Source organism: Streptomyces sp. CB01201 (assembly GCF_002803085.1).
In the GTDB taxonomy this organism is placed as follows: domain Bacteria; phylum Actinomycetota; class Actinomycetes; order Streptomycetales; family Streptomycetaceae; genus Streptomyces; species Streptomyces hundungensis.
In genome coordinates this window covers 115,865-132,218 of sequence record NZ_NNBJ01000017.1, presented here as the reverse complement: position 1 = coordinate 132,218, position 16,354 = coordinate 115,865, and the positions used below count along the sequence as shown (strand labels likewise).

Annotated in this window: 13 protein-coding genes; 3 read left to right on the top strand and 10 right to left on the bottom strand. The window is 71.6% G+C overall.

Translation table 11 applies throughout. The features are described from left to right. Positions 1-190: 190 nt before the first annotated feature. The 3 genes from CG740_RS30335 to qcrB are packed head-to-tail and all read right to left on the bottom strand — an operon-like array spanning position 191 to position 2,959. Entirely contained in the window at positions 191-889 is a 699-nt protein-coding gene (locus CG740_RS30335) for a TetR/AcrR family transcriptional regulator (protein ID WP_100578473.1), read from the bottom strand. 55 nt (positions 890-944) lie between these two features. Continuing rightward, positions 945-1,367 carry a PPOX class F420-dependent oxidoreductase gene (locus CG740_RS30330; protein WP_100578472.1) on the bottom strand — a complete coding sequence of 141 codons (423 nt, stop codon included), beginning with the start codon at positions 1,365-1,367 and terminating at the stop codon, positions 945-947. A 29-nt stretch (positions 1,368-1,396) separates the two neighbouring features. Beyond that, on the bottom strand, positions 1,397-2,959 hold the full coding sequence (gene qcrB, locus CG740_RS30325; RefSeq protein ID WP_100578471.1) for a cytochrome bc1 complex cytochrome b subunit: 1,563 nt from the start codon (positions 2,957-2,959) through the stop codon (positions 1,397-1,399). Positions 2,960-3,120: 161 nt separating this feature from the next. Between qcrB and tsaD the strand changes: the two genes are divergently transcribed. After that, positions 3,121-4,263 carry a tRNA (adenosine(37)-N6)-threonylcarbamoyltransferase complex transferase subunit TsaD gene (tsaD, locus tag CG740_RS30320; protein WP_442802861.1) on the top strand — a complete coding sequence of 381 codons (1,143 nt, stop codon included), beginning with the start codon at positions 3,121-3,123 and terminating at the stop codon, positions 4,261-4,263. Positions 4,264-4,379: 116 nt separating this feature from the next. Continuing rightward, entirely contained in the window at positions 4,380-5,651 is a 1,272-nt protein-coding gene (locus CG740_RS30315; protein WP_100578470.1) for an aminotransferase class I/II-fold pyridoxal phosphate-dependent enzyme, read from the top strand. A 99-nt stretch (positions 5,652-5,750) separates the two neighbouring features. Here CG740_RS30315 and CG740_RS30310 read toward each other — a convergent pair whose 3' ends face one another. The 6 genes from CG740_RS30310 to CG740_RS30285 form a co-directional block, all read right to left on the bottom strand. Further along, a complete protein-coding gene (locus CG740_RS30310) occupies positions 5,751-6,608 on the bottom strand; it encodes an ABC transporter permease (RefSeq protein ID WP_100578528.1) in 858 nt (285 codons plus the stop codon). A gap of 8 nt (positions 6,609-6,616) precedes the next feature. Continuing rightward, positions 6,617-9,238: an alpha/beta fold hydrolase gene (locus tag CG740_RS30305; RefSeq protein ID WP_100578469.1), complete on the bottom strand. Its 2,622-nt coding sequence runs from the start codon at positions 9,236-9,238 to the stop codon at positions 6,617-6,619. Positions 9,239-9,713: 475 nt separating this feature from the next. After that, positions 9,714-10,487, bottom strand: a complete 774-nt coding sequence (locus CG740_RS30300; protein WP_100578468.1) for a maleylpyruvate isomerase family mycothiol-dependent enzyme — start codon at positions 10,485-10,487, stop codon at positions 9,714-9,716. A 21-nt stretch (positions 10,488-10,508) separates the two neighbouring features. Beyond that, the gene (locus tag CG740_RS30295) at positions 10,509-11,906 is read right to left on the bottom strand and encodes an APC family permease (RefSeq protein WP_100578467.1); all 1,398 of its coding nucleotides are present in this window, start codon (positions 11,904-11,906) and stop codon (positions 10,509-10,511) included. A gap of 475 nt (positions 11,907-12,381) precedes the next feature. Further along, entirely contained in the window at positions 12,382-13,098 is a 717-nt protein-coding gene (locus CG740_RS30290) for a class I SAM-dependent methyltransferase (protein ID WP_234376557.1), read from the bottom strand. 79 nt (positions 13,099-13,177) lie between these two features. After that, positions 13,178-13,639, bottom strand: coding sequence for a glycine-rich domain-containing protein (locus CG740_RS30285; RefSeq protein WP_100578465.1), 462 nt, complete (start codon positions 13,637-13,639; stop codon positions 13,178-13,180). Positions 13,640-13,973: 334 nt separating this feature from the next. Between CG740_RS30285 and CG740_RS30280 the strand changes: the two genes are divergently transcribed. Beyond that, entirely contained in the window at positions 13,974-14,753 is a 780-nt protein-coding gene (locus CG740_RS30280; RefSeq protein WP_100578464.1) for a helix-turn-helix domain-containing protein, read from the top strand. Between the two features lie 84 nt (positions 14,754-14,837). Here the strand turns inward: CG740_RS30280 and CG740_RS30275 are convergent, their stop codons facing one another. Continuing rightward, positions 14,838-16,340, bottom strand: a complete 1,503-nt coding sequence (locus tag CG740_RS30275; RefSeq protein WP_100578463.1) for a CoA-acylating methylmalonate-semialdehyde dehydrogenase — start codon at positions 16,338-16,340, stop codon at positions 14,838-14,840. Between the last annotated feature and the right edge of the window lie 14 nt (positions 16,341-16,354).

Here is a 16,354-nt window from a genome sequence, read left to right as displayed (position 1 = left end):
GCTCTCCCCGGCCCTGCTTTCCTCGGCATCGGCCTGCGAATGATTGTCCAGGCCGAGGCGTGGTCCGAGTGCCGATTCCGCGCACCTGGCAGGTTCTCGTCTTGCGTCTGGCGTCCCGCGGATACCGGTTGATAGCGTTACCGCTGTTTTCTGCGCACCGAGGATTTCCGAGCCCAGGAGTTTAGAGGCCTCACCCCGCCGGCGCCTCTCCGCCCAGCTCCCGGTGGACCCGGGCCGTTTCCTCGGGGGTCAGGGGGCGGGCCGGCAAAGGGCGTTGGGCGCAGGCGCGGAAACCGGCCAGGAGGAGGGCCAGGGGGCGGCGCCAGGAGCCGGGGCTGACCGATTCGATCGCGGGGAGCGAGGTGCCGAGCGCGCTCAGGGCGAAGAGGAGGTCCTCCGTGACGACGTCCGGGCGCAGCTCGCCGTCCGCCGCGGCCCGGCGCATCAGTTCGCTCAGGGTCGTGTGGTTGTGGACGTGGATCGCGTCCAGGGTCGGCACGCCCTCGATCCCGGTGGTCATCAGCTCGCCCACCCCCCGGTCCCGGGCCAGCATCGCGCAGACGTCCTCCAGGTAGGCCGTGAGCGCGTCCCACGCGTCGTCGGCGAGGCGCGCCCGCTCGCCCGAGGCCATCACCGCGCCGAGGTCCTCGTGGAAGACGGCCTCCACCAGGTCGCCCCGGGTGGGGAAGCGCCGGTACAGGGTGGCGTTGCCCACCCCGGCGCGCTTGGCGATCTCGTCCAGCGGAACGTTCAGGCCCTGCTCCGCGAAGAGTTCGCGCGCCGCCGCCACCAGCAGGTCCCGGTTGCGCTGGGCGTCCCGCCGCAGCGGCGGGGGCGTCTTCGGGGGCAGGGCTCGGCTCTCGCCTTGCGGCGGCGACTGCGGGGGCATGGTCGCCGACCCTACAACCCCGTCCGCCCCGGGGCTCGTCCGGCTCGGCCGCCCCTCAGTTCAGGCTGTACGACCAGTCCGGCCGCCACGGCGAGCCCACCGCGCCCGGGCCGGCGGGCCCCGCACCGAGCACGAGGCGCACCCCGACCGTTCCGTCGAGTCCGTGACGCAGACGGCTGCGGGCCAGGGCGAGGGCCGCGGGCAGGCCGTACTTGTCGAGCAGCGCGATCCGGTACCGGACGCTCCCCTCCGCGTCGAGGAACACCGCCCTCCCCCGTGGGGCGGTGGTCCCCTCGCCGAGCAGGATCCGCGACCCCGCCCGCAGCCGGGCCGCGAGCGGGGACCCCGTCGCTATCAGGATGCCGAGGCCCGGGCCGTCCCGGATCACCCACGGGCGGTCGGTCACGGCCGCGCCGTCCGGGGCGTACGTGGTCATCAACAGGCGCCTGCCGCCCGCCAGTTCGGCCAACCCGGTCACGCCCGTACGGGCCCTGGCCCCCACCCCGTTCACCGGTCGTCCCGCCCGTGCCCCGCCGCCAGGGTCTCGCGCTCCCGCGGCGTCGCCTTGCGGACCTGCCCGCCGTCGCCGAAGTACGCGCGCGAGAGCCGGGCCCTCAGCGAACCCCCTCCGGTGAGCGGCTCGGGCTGTTCGTGGGCGGTCAGGGTGTGCAGGCGCGCGGCGGGCAGGGGCTCGTGGACCTCCACGTATGCACCGTGCGGCAGCTTCATGATCCGGCCGGTCTCGCGTCCGTGCAGCACCAGATCACGGTCGCGCCGCTGGAGACCGAGGCAGCAGCGGCGGGTGATCCCGAAGACGACGACCGGCACCACGAAGAAGCCGATCCGCACCGACCAGGTCATCGCGTTCAGGGAGAGATGGAGGTGCGTGGCGAACAGGTCGTTGCCGCCGCCCACCAGCGTCACCAGATACAGGCTGATCCACGCCGCGCCGAGGGCGGTGCGCACCGGCGCGTTCCGCGGCCGGTCCAGGAGGTGGTGCTCGCGCCGGTCCTTGGTGATCCAGGCCTCGACGAAGGGATACACCGCGATCAGGCCGAGGACCGTCGGGAAGAGGAGGAACGGGATCAGCACGCCGAGCGCCAGGGTGTGGCCCCACGCAGTGATCTCCCAGCCGGGCATCACCCGGATCAGGCCCTCGGCGAAGCCCATGTACCAGTCGGGCTGGGCGCCGGTGGAGACCTGGTCGGGGCGGTACGGGCCGAACGCCCAGATCGGGTTGATCGACGCGACCGCCGCGACCGCCGCGAGCAGGCCGAACGTGAGGAAGAAGAAGCCGCCCGCCTTCGCCAGATAGACCGGAAGGAGCGGCATGCCGACCACGTTCCGCTCGGTGCGGCCCGGCCCGGCGAACTGGGTGTGCTTGTGGAAGAAGACCAGGATCAGATGCGCCACCAGCAGACCCAGCATGATCCCCGGGATCAGCAGGACGTGGAGGCTGTAGAAGCGCGGAATGATGTCCGTACCGGGGAACTCCCCGCCGAACAGGAACATTTGGACGTACGTTCCGACGACGGGCACCGCGAGGATGACACCCTCGATGAAGCGGATCCCCGTACCGGACAACAGGTCGTCGGGGAGCGAGTAGCCGAAGAAGCCGTCCAGCATCCCGAGGAACAGCAGGCCGAAGCCGAACAGCCAGTTGATCTCACGGGGCTTGCGGAAGGCGCCGGTGAAGAAGACCCGCATCATGTGCACGAACATCGCCGCGATGAAGACCAGCGCCGCCCAGTGGTGGATCTGCCGGATCAGCAGGCCTCCCCGCACCTCGAAGCTGATGTGCATCGTCGAGTCGAAGGCTTCGGAGACCCGCTGCCCGTTGAGCGGGACGTACGAGCCGTCGTAGACGACCTCGGCCATGCTCGGCTTGAAGAACAGCGTCAGCCAGACGCCGGTCAGGATGATGACGACGAAGCTGTACAGGCAGATCTCGCCCAGCATGAACGACCAGTGGTCCGGAAAAATCTTCCGCATGGTGCTCTTGGCGATGCGGTGGATCCCCACCCGCCCGTCCGCCCAGTCGACGATCCGCTCTCCACGACGCCCGGCCATCGCAAACCCCCCTCGCTCCGCACCGATCGCTCGGCATCCGACCTCCGCATACTAACTGGGGATCTCTCCCCACTTATGGCGGGGGGGCGCTTACGGAGGGGCCACCGCGCGGCGGGCCGGATGCGGCAACGGGCCGCGCGGACCCCCTACCCTTATTGCACATGGGTTGCAAGAGCGACAATCATGCAGAACGCGCGGAAGAGGTGGTCGGGGTGGGCACTCCGGTGGTGCTCGGGATCGAGTCGTCCTGCGACGAGACCGGTGCCGGGCTCGTACGGGACGGACGGCTGCTCGGCCACGCGGTGGCGTCGAGCATGGACGAGCACGCGCGCTACGGCGGGGTCGTACCCGAGATCGCCGCCCGCGCCCATGTCCACTCCTTCACCCCGGTCGTCCAACAGGCCCTGGAACAGGCCGGGTTGAGGGCGTCCGACATCGGCGCCATCGCCGTCACGACCGGCCCGGGGCTCTCCGGCGCCCTCCAGGTCGGACTCGCGGGCGCGAAGGCGCTGGCCTACGGCCTGGACGTACCGCTGTACGGAGTGCACCACCTGGCCGGGCACGTGGCCGCCGACACCCTGGAGCACGGCCCGCTGCCCGACCCCTGCATGGTGCTGATCGTCTCCGGCGGCCACACCTCGCTGCTCCTCGTACGGGACCTGGCCCGCGACCCGATCGTCCACCTCGGCGACACCCTGGACGACGCGGCGGGCGAGTGCTTCGACAAGGTCGCCCGGGTCTTCGGGCTGCCCTACCCCGGCGGCCCCGCCATCGACCGGGCGGCCAGGGGCGGCGACCCCGCGGCCGTGGCGTTCCCGCGGCCGCTGACCGGGCCGCGCGACGACCCGTACGCCTTCTCCTTCTCCGGCCTCAAGACGGCCGCCGCCCGCTGGGCCGAGCGGCACGCGGGCGCCGTGCTGCCGGTCGCCGACGGCTCGGCCGCGCTCCAGGAGGCGGTCGCCGACGTACTGACCCGCAAGGCGGTCGCCGCCTGCCGTGCGCACGGCGTCGACACCCTGGTCGTGGTGGGCGGGGTCGCCGCGAACTCGCGGGTGCGCTCACTCGCCGAGCAGCGCTGCGCGGCGGCCGGGATCACCCTGCGCGTCCCGCCGCTCGGCCTGTGCACCGACAACGGCGCGATGATCGCCGCGGTCGGCGACCTGCTGGTCCGCGCGGGCGCGGAGCCCGCCCCGCTGGACGTCTCCATCGACCCGTCCGCACCGCTGGAGTACGCGGCCCTGCACCCGGTCGCGGCGCTGGGATACACGGCCGCGCAGCCCGTCGCGCGAGGCGTGCCCGCTTGATCGTCCGGCCCCGGGGCAGGCGGTCGTCCGGTGCGCGGGCAGCTCTTTGTAAGCTCGACCCGGCGCACCCACCCCAAACCGTCCCACGCCCGCGCGGCCCCGCGAGAGGAAACACCATGACCACCGAGCTGACCTCCGACGCCCTGGCCGGGCTGCTCGACCAGGCCCGGCAGGACTACGAGGCGCTTGCGGCCCGCGGTCTCAAGCTCGACCTCACCCGGGGCAAGCCCGCGCCCGAGCAGCTCGACCTCTCCGAGGACCTGCTCAGCCTGCCGGGCGGCCGCTGGACCGCCGCCGACGGAACCGACGTACGCAACTACGGCGGTCTCCAGGGCCTCCCCGAGATCCGGGAGATATTCGCCGAGGTGCTCCAGGTGCCGGCCGGCCAGCTGCTCGCCGCGGGCAACTCCAGCCTGGAGCTCATGCACGACTGTCTGGTGCACGCGATGCTGAGCGTCCTGCCCGGCGCCGAGTCGCGCTGGGTCGACCAGGAGCGCCTCGCGTTCCTGTGCCCGGTGCCCGGCTACGACCGGCACTTCTCGCTGTGCGAGCGGTTCGGCATCGAGATGATCCCGGTCCCGATGACCGACGCGGGCCCGGACATGGACGTGGTGGAGCGTCTGGTCGCCGAGGACGCGGGCATCAAGGGCATCTGGTGCGTGCCGAAGTACAGCAACCCGAGCGGCGTCAGCTACAGCGACGAGACGGTGGAGCGGCTGGCCCGGATGGAGACCGCGGCCCCCGACTTCCGCGTCTTCTGGGACAACGCCTACGCCGCCCACCACCTCACCGACGAGCCCGCCGAGATCGCCGACCTGCTCGGCGCCTGTGCCGAGGCCGGTCACGCGGACCGGGCGTTCGTCTTCGGCTCCACCTCGAAGATCACCGCCGCGGGCGCGGGCGTCGCCTTCTTCGGCTCCTCGCCGGCCAACGTGCAGTGGCTGCTCGCCAACAGCTCCAAGCGCTCGATCGGGCCGGACAAGGTCAACCAGCTGCGTCACGTCCTGTTCCTGCGGGACGCGGCGGGCGTACGGGCCCACATGGAGCGCCAGCGCGCGCTGCTCCAGCCCAAGTTCGAGACCGTCCAGCGGATCCTGGAGAGCGAGCTGGGCGGCACCGGCCTCGCGAGCTGGACGCTCCCCAAGGGCGGCTACTTCGTCACCCTCGAAGTGCCCGAGGGCTGCGCCAAGGAGGTCGTGGCGCGCGCCGGGCAGGCGGGCGTCGTGCTGACCCCGGCCGGTGCGACGCACCCGTACGGCAGCGACCCGAAGGACGCCACCATCCGCATCGCGCCCAGCTACCCGGGCCTCGCGGAGCTGGAGCAGGCGATCCTCGGCCTCACCGCGTGCGTGCGGCTCGTCGGCTACGAGAAGCTCCTCGCCGCCTGATCCGGGCCTCGACCCGTACGCCGTCGGCCGCCTGCGGGCACCCCGGATCCCGGGGCCCGGAGGCGGCCGACGCGCGTACGGAGCCTTCGCCCCCGGGGCCTACGACACGATGTCCTTGCGGGCGAAGCCGCGGAAGGCCAGGGCGAAGAGGACCAGGGCGTAGGCGACGGAGACCGCCGAGCCCTTGAGCATGCCGCCCCACTCCAGGTGCGGCTGGAGCGCGTCGGCCCAGGCGAACTGCCAGTGCGCGGGCAGGAAGTCCCGCCAGCCGCCGAGCGCCGTCACCGCGTCCAGCACGTTGCCGACGATGGTCAGGCCGACCGCTCCGCCGACCGCGCCGAGCGGCGCGTCCGTGCGGGTGGAGAGCCAGAACGCGAGCGCCGCGGTGACCAGTTGGGACACGACGACGAAGGCGACCGCGATGGCCAGGCGCACCACGGCCTGCCCGGCGCCGAGCGAGCCGCCGGTCGGGATCTGGAGCGGCCCCCAGCCGTAGACGGCGGTCCCGGCCGCGAGCGCCACCACCGGCAGCAGCACGATCGCCGCCGCGCTGAATCCGAGCGCCACCGCCAGCTTCGACCACAGGAGCCGGGCCCGGGGCACCGGCGCCGCCAGCAGATAGCGCAGCGAGGACCAGCTCGCCTCGGAGGCCACGGTGTCGCCGCAGAACAGTGCGACGGGCACCACCAGCAGGAAGCCCGCCGAGACGAACAGGCAGGTCGCGGCGAAGTTGGCACCGGACGCGGTCGCCGTGTCCATCAGGGTGATGCGGCCGTTGCGGCTGCTCGGACTGCCGCCGATGGCGAACGCGACGATCAGGACGAACGGCAGCGCGCCGAGCACCGCGCCCATCACCAGGGTGCGCCGGCGCTTCAGCTGCCGGCGGGCCTCGACGCGCAGCGGCAGGGTGTGCCGGGCCCGGTAGCCGGGGGCCGTCTCGCCCGCCGGGGTGTCCATCAGGGTGCTCACGCGGAACCTCCGATCAGGGTGAGGAAGGCGTCCTCCAGGCGGCGGTGCGGGCCCACACCGGTCAACTGCACGTCCAGGCGCAGGAGTTCGGTGATGAGCTGGGTGGTGGTGGCGCCTTCGAGCCGGACCAGGAGGCCGTCGTCGGTGCGCAGCGCCGAGCCGATGCCGGGCAGCACGGCCACCTTGTCGACGACGGCCTCGGCGACCGGCTCGACCGTCGTGACGAGCAGGGTGTCGCTCCCGCCGGTGATCTCGGCGACCGGGCCCGCCTGGACGAGCCGGCCCCGGTCCATCACGACCAGATGCGTACAGGACTGCTCGACCTCGGAGAGCAGGTGGCTGGAGACGATCACGGTGCGGCCGCCCTCCGCGTACCGGATCATCACGTCCCGCATCTCGCGGATCTGCGGCGGGTCGAGCCCGTTGGTCGGCTCGTCGAGGATCAGCAGGTCCGGCATGCCGAGCATGGCCTGGGCGATGGCGAGGCGCTGGCGCATGCCCTGCGAGTACGTGCGCACCGCACGCTGGAGGGCGTCGCCCAGGCCCGCGATCTCCAGGGCCTCCTCGATACGGGAGTCCCCGGCGGGGCGGCCGGTCGCCGCCCAGTACAGCTCCAGGTTCTCGCGGCCCGACAGGTGCGGCAGGAAGCCGGCGCCCTCGACGAACGCGCCGACCCGGGACAGGACCGGGGAGCCCGGCCGGATGGCGTGGCCGAACACCCGGATCTCGCCGCCGTCGGGCCGGATGAGCCCCATGAGCATCCGCAGGGTGGTGGTCTTGCCGGCGCCGTTGGGCCCGAGCAGGCCGAGCACCTGCCCCTTCTCGACGCGGAAGGACAGGTCCCGCACGGCATACCGGTCGCTGGACTTGGCGTACTTCTTCGTCAAGCCGGTGATCTGGAGCGGCACTTGGGCAAGCTCCGGATCGGGCGCGGGGGTGTGGGTGCGCCGGGTGATCAGGAGGGCTCCGCCGGCGAGGGCCCCGATCAGCGGCAGCCCCCACACCCACCAGGCGAGGCCCGCCGAGGCGGTCCGCGCGGCCGGCACGGTGGGCACGGCCAGGCCGTCGCCGTCCAGGGAGACGGTGTAGGTGGCGGGCGCGGCCGGGGAGGCGAAGCCGAGGTCGGTGGCGGCCACGACCAGGCGGAGACGGTGGCCCGCCTCGACGGTGTGGTCGACGGCGGGCAGCGTCAGCTCGACGGCCTTGCCGTCCTTGGCGCCGGCGACCCGGACGGGGGCGACGAGCTGGGCCGGCAGCACCTGCTGCTTGCCGTCGGGGCCGACGTCGTACACCTTCCCGAAGAGCACGGCGTCGTCGCCGCTCGACTTCACCTTGAGCTTCACGGTGGGCGAGCCGGTGACGTGCAGCCCGGTGGTCAGGGGCGCCGAGTCGAACTTGGCGTACTGGCCGGGGAAGTCGAGGGAGAGCCCGACGCCGAGGGAGGACAGGCCGGACAGGCCCGCGCCGAGGCCGGGCACCGCCGAGATGGCGGGCGGTGCGCCACCGGGCGGGTTGTCGAAGCTCTGCTCGCGCCCGGCCAGCGCGACGGTGTGCCGCCCACTCTCCAGGCCGGGGTACGTCCCACTGCTCGCGCCCCTCAACTGGGCTGCCCCATCGGTGGAGTTGACCCCGCCGGTGCGGGTGACGCGGAAGGCGGGGCCGGTGTCGGCGCCCTTGTCGTCCTTCAGGTACCGGTCGAACCACTGGGTGACGCGGGCCTGGGTCCGGCCGGTCTCGCGGTCGCCGCCGTCGTGGCCGCCCGCGACCCAGTCCACCGAGACCGGGGCGCCGTTGGCGGTGATGCGCTGCGCCATGGCGTCGGCCTGGCCGAGCGGGAACAGCGAGTCCGTCTGGCCCTGCATGATCAGCGCGGGCACCTTGATCCGGTCGCCCACGGCGGAGGGGCTCTTGGACTCCAGGAGCTTCTCGGCCGCCTGATCGGGCTGCCCCGCGGTCGCGACCCTGTTGTACATGGCGCAGATCTGTGGCTCGAACTTCTGGCAGCCGCCGGCCGTGGAGACGAAGATCCCGGCCCAGAGCTTCTTGTAGACCCCGTCCGGGAAGAAGACGTCCGACAGGTTCCAGTACGTCATCTCGGGGGCGATCGCGTCGACCCGCTTGTCGTATCCGGCGGCGAGCAGCGAGATCGCGCCGCCGTAGGACACCCCGGTCACGCCGACGCGCGGGTCGCCCACGCCGTCCAGCCGCACCTCGGGCCGCTCGGCGAGCCAGTCGATGAGCCGCGAGACGTCCTTGACCTCGAACTCGGGGTCGTTGAGCCCGATCTGCCCGGTGGACTTGCCGAAGCCGCGCGCGGACCACGTCATGACGGCGTACCCGTCGCGCGCGAGCTGCTCGGCCTGGCCCTGCACTTCCTTCTTGCTGCCGCCGAAACCGTGTCCGATCAGCACGGCGGGCCGCCTGTCGTCGGGGCTGCCCGCGGTGAAGAACGACGTGTCGATCTTCGCTCCGGGCATGTCGAGCACCCGGTCCTCGCGGTGCACGGCGGGGGCACCCGAGGCGCCGGCGGCACTCCAGACGCCGGCGCCGGCCAGGGCGACGAGGGCCGCCGCCCCCGCGGCCACCCGCCATCGGCGTCTGCGCATGCTGATCTCCATCCCCCAACGGTATGCTCCCGCGCCGACAACCGATGCTGCCCCAGGGTGGAAGTGCGGGCTGTACCCGGGGAGTACGGGCGCCTGTTCGCGTACCGCGGGGGGAGTACGGGGTGCGGTGCGCGGGGTGCGGCTCGGGCCGGGTGCGGCTCGGGCCGGGTGCGGCTCGGGCCGGGTCGCTGGGGCTCCGCCCCGGGCCCCCTGTTTTCGTCTGCGGACCGTGCGTGGCTGGTCGCGCAGTTCCCCGCGCCCCTGTAGGTGACTCAGCGCCCCGTTGGTCGCGCCCACCGCGGCGGAGCCGCGCAACGACACAGCCCCGCGCCCCTGTAGGTGACCCTGAAGGCCTTGGTGCTGGCCCGCACCGGGCACCCTCAGCCCGTCCGGCGTTTGAGGACGAGCGCCCTTAAGGCGCGAACGGGGGGCTGGGGGCGGAGCCCCCAGGGGCCGTGGCCCCCGGGGGCTCCGGGAGGGGGCCCACTCAGCCGAAGGCGGTCGTCGTCAGCCAGTGGTCGAGGACGGCCGGCTCGCCGAGGATCTCGACGGACGGGGAGTCGACGGGCAGGCGCCGGTAGAAGACGCGCAGCACGTCCGCGAGGGGCCCGCGCAGCGCGACCGTCGCCTTCGCGTGGGCGCGCCGCCAGGTGAAGCCCTCGTCACCGATCTCGATGAACCACTCCGCCTCGGGGGCGTCCGTGGCGTGCAGGTGCAGGGACTGGCCGGGCTCACCGAGCGGGGCTTCGTCCTTCTTGAACGCCTGGACGAAGGTGATGATGTCGAGCCACTCGTCGATGCCGTCGGCCGCCACATCGGCGGGCAGCGCGTAGGGCGCGCCCACCGTGCCGGCCGCGTCCGCGCGGTGCACGGCGGTCTCGTGGGTCATCCGGCGCGACCAGAACGAGGTGGTGGTGTCGCCCATCCAGGACCACACCTTCAGGTCGGGCCCGGCCTCGCGCAGGGCGGCGGCGCAGCGTTCGGCGCTCTCGGCGAGCCAGGCGTCCAGGGCGGCCGGATCGTCGCTCTCGGGGCCGCCGGCGTCGGGCACTTCCCCCGGCTTGACCATGCTCGTCGCGCGGGTGCGCACGATGTGCTCGACCCAGCGGTGTGCCCCGCCGACGTGCACGGCCAGCTCCCGCAGGGTCCAGTCCGGGCAGGTGGGCACGGTCGCGGAGAGGTCCGCACCGGACAGGTGGGACCTCAACTCGGTTGCCTGACGGACGAGTTCGTCGCAGTAGGTGCCATGTTCGAGAGTCATGGCACCACCCTAGGCAACGGCTCAGACGTGACTGTCCTCGGGGATGCTGACCAGCCAGCGGGTGTCGCGGCGCGGCCGCAGGTACAGCGCCCAGTACAGGGTGGCGACGGCGGTGATGCCGCCGGTCCACACCAGGTACTCGGTCTCCTGCTGGGTCAGGATGTAGGCGAGTACGGCGATGAGCAGGACCGGCACCGCGGGCCACAGCGGCATCCGCCAGGCAGCGGTGTGCTTGTGCGCGCCGCGCCGGCACAGCAGGGCGGCCACGGCGACGAGCAGGTACATCGCGGTCACCGAGACGCCGGTGACACCGTAGAGGGTGTCGAGCTTGACGAAGCAGAGGGCCGCGCCGGGGACGCCGACGAGCAGGGTGGCCACCCACGGGGAGCCGAACCGGCCGAGCCGGGACAGGCCCCGGTTGACGGGCTCGGGCCAGGCCTTGTCGCGGGCGGAGGCGAACAGGACCCGGGAGTTCTGGATGACCATCACGATGCCCGCGTTGATGATGGCGAGCGCGACGCAGAGGCTGACGAAGGTGCCGACCGCGGAGTTGGACCAGGCGGTCACCATGTCGCTGAGGTTGCCGCTGGTGAGGGCGGCGAGGTCCGGGGCGCCGAGGGTGATGGCGACAACGGGCACCAGGATCACGGCAGTTGAGATGGCGAGGGTGGCGAGCACGGTGCGGGCGACATTGCGCCGCGGGTGCTCCAGCTCCTCCGAGAGGTAGACGGCGGTCGAGAAGCCCTGGGTGATGAAGAGGGCGATGGCGAGGCCCGAGATCACCATCATCGCGGTGACCGTCGAGGGCGCCCCGCCGTCACCGGCGACCGAGCCGTGCACGAGCGCCGAGGCGCCGCGCTCGCTGTGGGCGAAGCCGAGCACCGCGACCACTCCGGCGGCGATGACCTCAAGGACGAGGAAGATGCCGGTGATCCAGGCGTTGGCGCGGAGGTCGAGCAGGCCGGCCAGGGTGGCGAGCAGCATGACGCCGGCGCCCGCGGCGGGGGCCGGTATGTGCACGATCGGGGCGAGGTAGTCGGCGGTGCCCATCGCGATGACGGGCGGCACGATCATCACGACCAGCAGCGAGAGCACGAACACCAGCCAGCCCGCGAGCCGTCCCGCCATCGTGGACACCATGGCGTATTCGCCGCCCGCACTCGGGATGAGCGTGCCCAGCTCCGAGTAGCAGAAGGCGACGCCGATACAGAGCAGCGAGCCGATCGCGATGGTGAGCGCGGTGTAGGTGCCGAGCGTGGAGAAGAGGTCGGGCACGACGACGAACAGGGTGGAGGCGGGCGTCACGCACGACAGCGTGAGGAGGGTGCCGCCCACGACGCCGATGGAACGCTTGAGCTTCTGCGGGGTGGGGCCGGTCGCGGGGGCGAGCGCCTGGGGGGCGCTGAGCGTTTCCGTCATCGTGCGGTTCCGATCGACTGGTGCGGTTCCGATGCGCGGGAGCGGTATCGCCTCCGTAGGCGGGCTGGTGAATATTCGGCGGCTCCCGGGTGCCGATATGCAATCCTTCGGAGAACCGCAGGTCAATAGGGGGTTACCTGCGGAATCCGAAGATCCGGAAGGGTCCGTCACCGGTATTCGGCGTTAAGGGCGCGTCAAGGCAGGACAGTCGGGGTGTGCGGGAACCGCAGCGCGGGTGCCGAAGTTTGTCCGTAACTTTCCGCGGTGTGGACGCGCCGACGCCCGCTCAGCCGCCCACCTGGACCGAGGGCGGCTCTCAGCGCGCCCGATCCACAGGCGAGGGCAAGCCGGGCGGGGCCGTACCCGGGTGACCCGGACGTATGTCGGCTATCGGTGCGGGACGCGTCTCGACTCGACACAGGGCGGTTCCACCGGCCGGAGGCGTGCTGGTGGGGCCGTGTGCGGTGGGGGTGGCTCAGAACAGTCGCGACTGGTCTCCGCGTACCGCGCGGACCAAGAGCGTTCCCATGGTGCGCTTGTCGTTCTTGGAGGTCGGTAGGACGGTCGCGGTCACGTCGGGGAAGCCGTACTCCTTGAGGAGCGAGCACCAAATCTCGGGCTCGTAGTCCCACCGCTTGACGATGGCGGGGTCCTCGTCCTCACCACGTGGGATGTACGACGCCTGACAGCCGTAGCAGCCTTCGACAGGGGGACGCTGGGAGAAGGCGAACACTCCCCCAGGCTTGAGGTTCGCGTGAACGACCGGCAGCAGTAGGGCAGGGTCGGTGAACCACGCGGCGCCAAAGACGCTGAACACGGCGTCGAAGATCGTGAATGTCTCTCCGAGGAACGTCACGGCGTCACCCCTGTGGACTTCCATGCCGTCCACGTCGGGCCACCGTTCGCGGGCCTTGTCGAGCTGCTTCGGGGACAGGTCGATACCCACAGCTTTCATACCCAGGGTGGCGAGGTGGGCGAGGTTCCCACCGGACCCGCACCCGAGGTCGAGCACACTGTCCCCGGCCTTGAGGTTCAGCACGTCGGCCCCGGGGCCGTGGTCGGCGTACTGAGTCCAGTTGAACCAGGTAGTTTCGCCCCGGGCGTTCGTCTCGCGCCTTTGGGGCTTGGTCTTCGCATACTCGTCCCAGGCAGCGCTACGTGTGTCAGACACTTCGGTTCCGTTCTCGTTCACGGGCCCAGCCGCCCGGCATGGGGAACCGGGCGGCTGGGCGACTGGGTGGAGCTGGCCACCGCCCGCTAGGGCGGGGAGGCTACTTGCCGCCGACGGGGCTGTCGGTGCAGCCAGCGTGGCACTGCGAGCAGTCGCCAGCCGCGTTGATGGGCCAGAACGCGGGGTCGATGTGGAACCCGGCCGCCTTGACGGCCGCGAGGGTCCGGCCGAGCGTGTGCATGTCCTTGTCGTCCTTGTCGCCGTCCGGCTCGCCGTCGGGGACGTGGTGGAGGAACCGGCCCGCGAGACGGTTGGAGAACACGGCGTAGTCGGTCGTCCGGAGCACGAAGGCGTGCCAGAAGTCGTCCACGGCCTTCGAGGGGGCCAGCGGCGCCGTGGTGGTGGCGCACGCGGTGAGGTAGCCGAGCATGGCGTAGACGCCGCGCTCCCCCTCGTCGTCGGTCATGCCGGGCCGGATCTTCCGCACGTCCGCAATGAGGCGGGCAGACAGGCGGGGGGAGATCAGCTTGGTCGTGACCGGCCTGGTCAGGGTGATCGTCACAGTTGTGCCTTCCTGGTCGTTGCGGAGCATCGGGGACACTTGCAGGGCGGCCAGGCGGCGGAGGCCATGGGCGTCAACGGCTTCTCGGCACTGTTGCTGGGGTGGATCACCCGAGAGCCGAATGTCTGGCCGGAGTCGTGAGACACCCGGACGGTCATGGTCATCGTTTGCCTTCCGCTGCCTGGTCGGTTGGTGGAACGATGCTCGCGCCGCCGGGCGGTCGGAACGACGACGTTTCGGGCGTCGCGTGGGCGTCACTCGCTAGGCGTCAATGACGCCTCCAAGGGCGTCAATTGGGTGTCATTGGGCAGGCGTTCGGTCTAGCTTTGACGTCATGACGACGACCGCCGTGGTGCCGAATGATGTGCTGCGGGCCGTGCGTATCGGCCTGCGCTTAAGCCAAGACGACTTGGCCAGGGCCCTGCGCCGGGCCGGGCAAGAACTGGGAGAGCCGAACGAGGCTTCCAAGCGGCTGGTGCAGCGCTGGGAGTCCGGCACGAGCAAGACCCCCCGGGGTGTCTACTCGCGGGCGTTGGAGCGGGTCACAGGCCGTCCCGTCGAGGCCCTGGGGTTCACGCTGCCCGTGCCGATGGCTCGGGTGCACGCAGACGGGACAGGAGGGCACGACATGGATGCAGGGACAGGAGGCGTCACCTCCGCCGTGGTGGGCGCTCAGACAGCTACTCAGCCGGGTGACGAGTCGTTCTCTGGGGTGTGGCTCAGCCGCTACGAGTTCTACTCGTCCAGCCGCTCGGAGACGTACGAGGCCAAGCACTACGTAGTGATCGTCCAGCACGGGAACCGGCTGACGGCTCAGTCACTCCCGGGCGCGAGCACGAACCCGGACAGCCCGCTGACCCTGGATCTCACCGTGGACCGCAACGTGGTCACGGGGTCGTGGGTGGAGCAGACGGCCGCTGACGGCTACTACAACGGGGCCAGGTACCACGGGGCCATTCAGCTCTTGGTGGAGCCGACCGACCGACGCATGGCCGGGAAGTGGGTCGGGTTCGGCAAAGACTTCGACGTGAACACGGGGCCGTGGGAACTGCGGCTAGTGGATCGGTCCACCAGCAAGGCGACCTTGGAACGGTACAGCCAGGCACCCGAGTGAACGCGGTGCCCGAACAGCAGGAACCCCCGGCCGGTGAGGGATGGCCGGGGGTCTGCGTTTGGGGTGCCTGTTGGGCGTCAGGCATTAACGAGACGTCGGGAAGCCCAGGTCGACGCCGGAGGGGCCGTCGGCCGGGTCGGGCCAGCGGGTGGTGACGACCTTGCCGCGGGTGTAGAAGTGCGTGCCGTCGTTGCCGTAGATGTGGTGGTCGCCGAAGAGCGAGTCCTTCCAGCCGCCGAAGGAGTGGTAGCCCACCGGCACCGGGATCGGCACGTTCACGCCGACCATGCCGGCCTCGACCTCCAGCTGGAAGCGGCGGGCCGCGCCGCCGTCGCGGGTGAAGATCGCGGTGCCGTTGCCGAAGGGGGACGCGTTGATCAGCGCCAGGCCCTCCTCGTACGTCTCGGCGCGCAGCACGCACAGGACCGGGCCGAAGATCTCGTCGCGGTAGGCGTCGGCGGTGGTCGGCACGTGGTCCAGGAGGGACAGGCCGATCCAGTGGCCGTTCTCGAAGCCGTCGACGGTGTAGTCGGAGCCGTCGAGGACGACCGTGGAGCCCTGGGCCGCGGCGCCCTTCACGTACGAGGCCACCTTGTCGCGGTGGGCCGCGGTGATCAGCGGGCCCATCTCGGAGGCCGGGTCGTTGCCGGGGCCGATCTTGATCTTCTCGGCGCGCTCGCGGATCTTCTCCACCAGCTCGTCGCCGATCGCGCCCACCGCGACGACCGCGGAGATCGCCATGCAGCGCTCGCCGGCCGAACCGTAGGCGGCCGAGACGGCGGCGTCGGCCGCCGCGTCCAGGTCGGCGTCCGGCAGCACCAGCATGTGGTTCTTGGCGCCGCCGAGCGCCTGCACCCGCTTGCCGTTGGCGGAGGCGGTGGTGTGGATGTGCCGGGCGATGGGCGTGGAGCCGACGAAGGAGACGGCGGCCACGTCCGGGTGGGCCAGCAGCCCGTCGACAGCGACCTTGTCGCCGTGCAGGACGGTGAAGACGCCCTCGGGAAGCCCCGCCTCGGCGAGCAGCTCGGCGATCTTCATCGAGGCCGACGGGTCCTTCTCCGACGGCTTCAGGATGAAGGTGTTGCCGCACGCGATGGCGAGCGGGAACATCCACATCGGCACCATCGCCGGGAAGTTGAACGGCGTGATGCCCGCGACCACGCCCAGCGGCTGGCGGATGGAGGCCACGTCCACCCGGCTGGAGACCTGGGTGGACAGCTCGCCCTTGAGCTGGGTGGTGATGCCGCAGGCCAGGTCGACGATCTCCAGACCGCGGGCGACCTCGCCGAGCGCGTCCGAGTGCACCTTGCCGTGCTCGGCGGTGATCAGCTCGGCGATGGCGTCCCGGTTCGCGTCGAGCAGCGCGCGGAACTTGAAGAGCACCGTGGTGCGCTGCGCCAGCGAGGACGTGCCCCAGGTCGCGTACGCCGCCTTGGCGATGGCGACGGCCTGGTCCACCTCCTCGGCCGAGGCGAAGGCGACCTGCGTGGTGACCTCGCCGGTCGCGGGGTCGGTCACCGGGCCGAAGTTGCCCGACGTGCCTTCGACGGTCTTGCCACCGATCCAGTGGTGGACGGTCTTCGTCATGTCCAAGTGCTCCT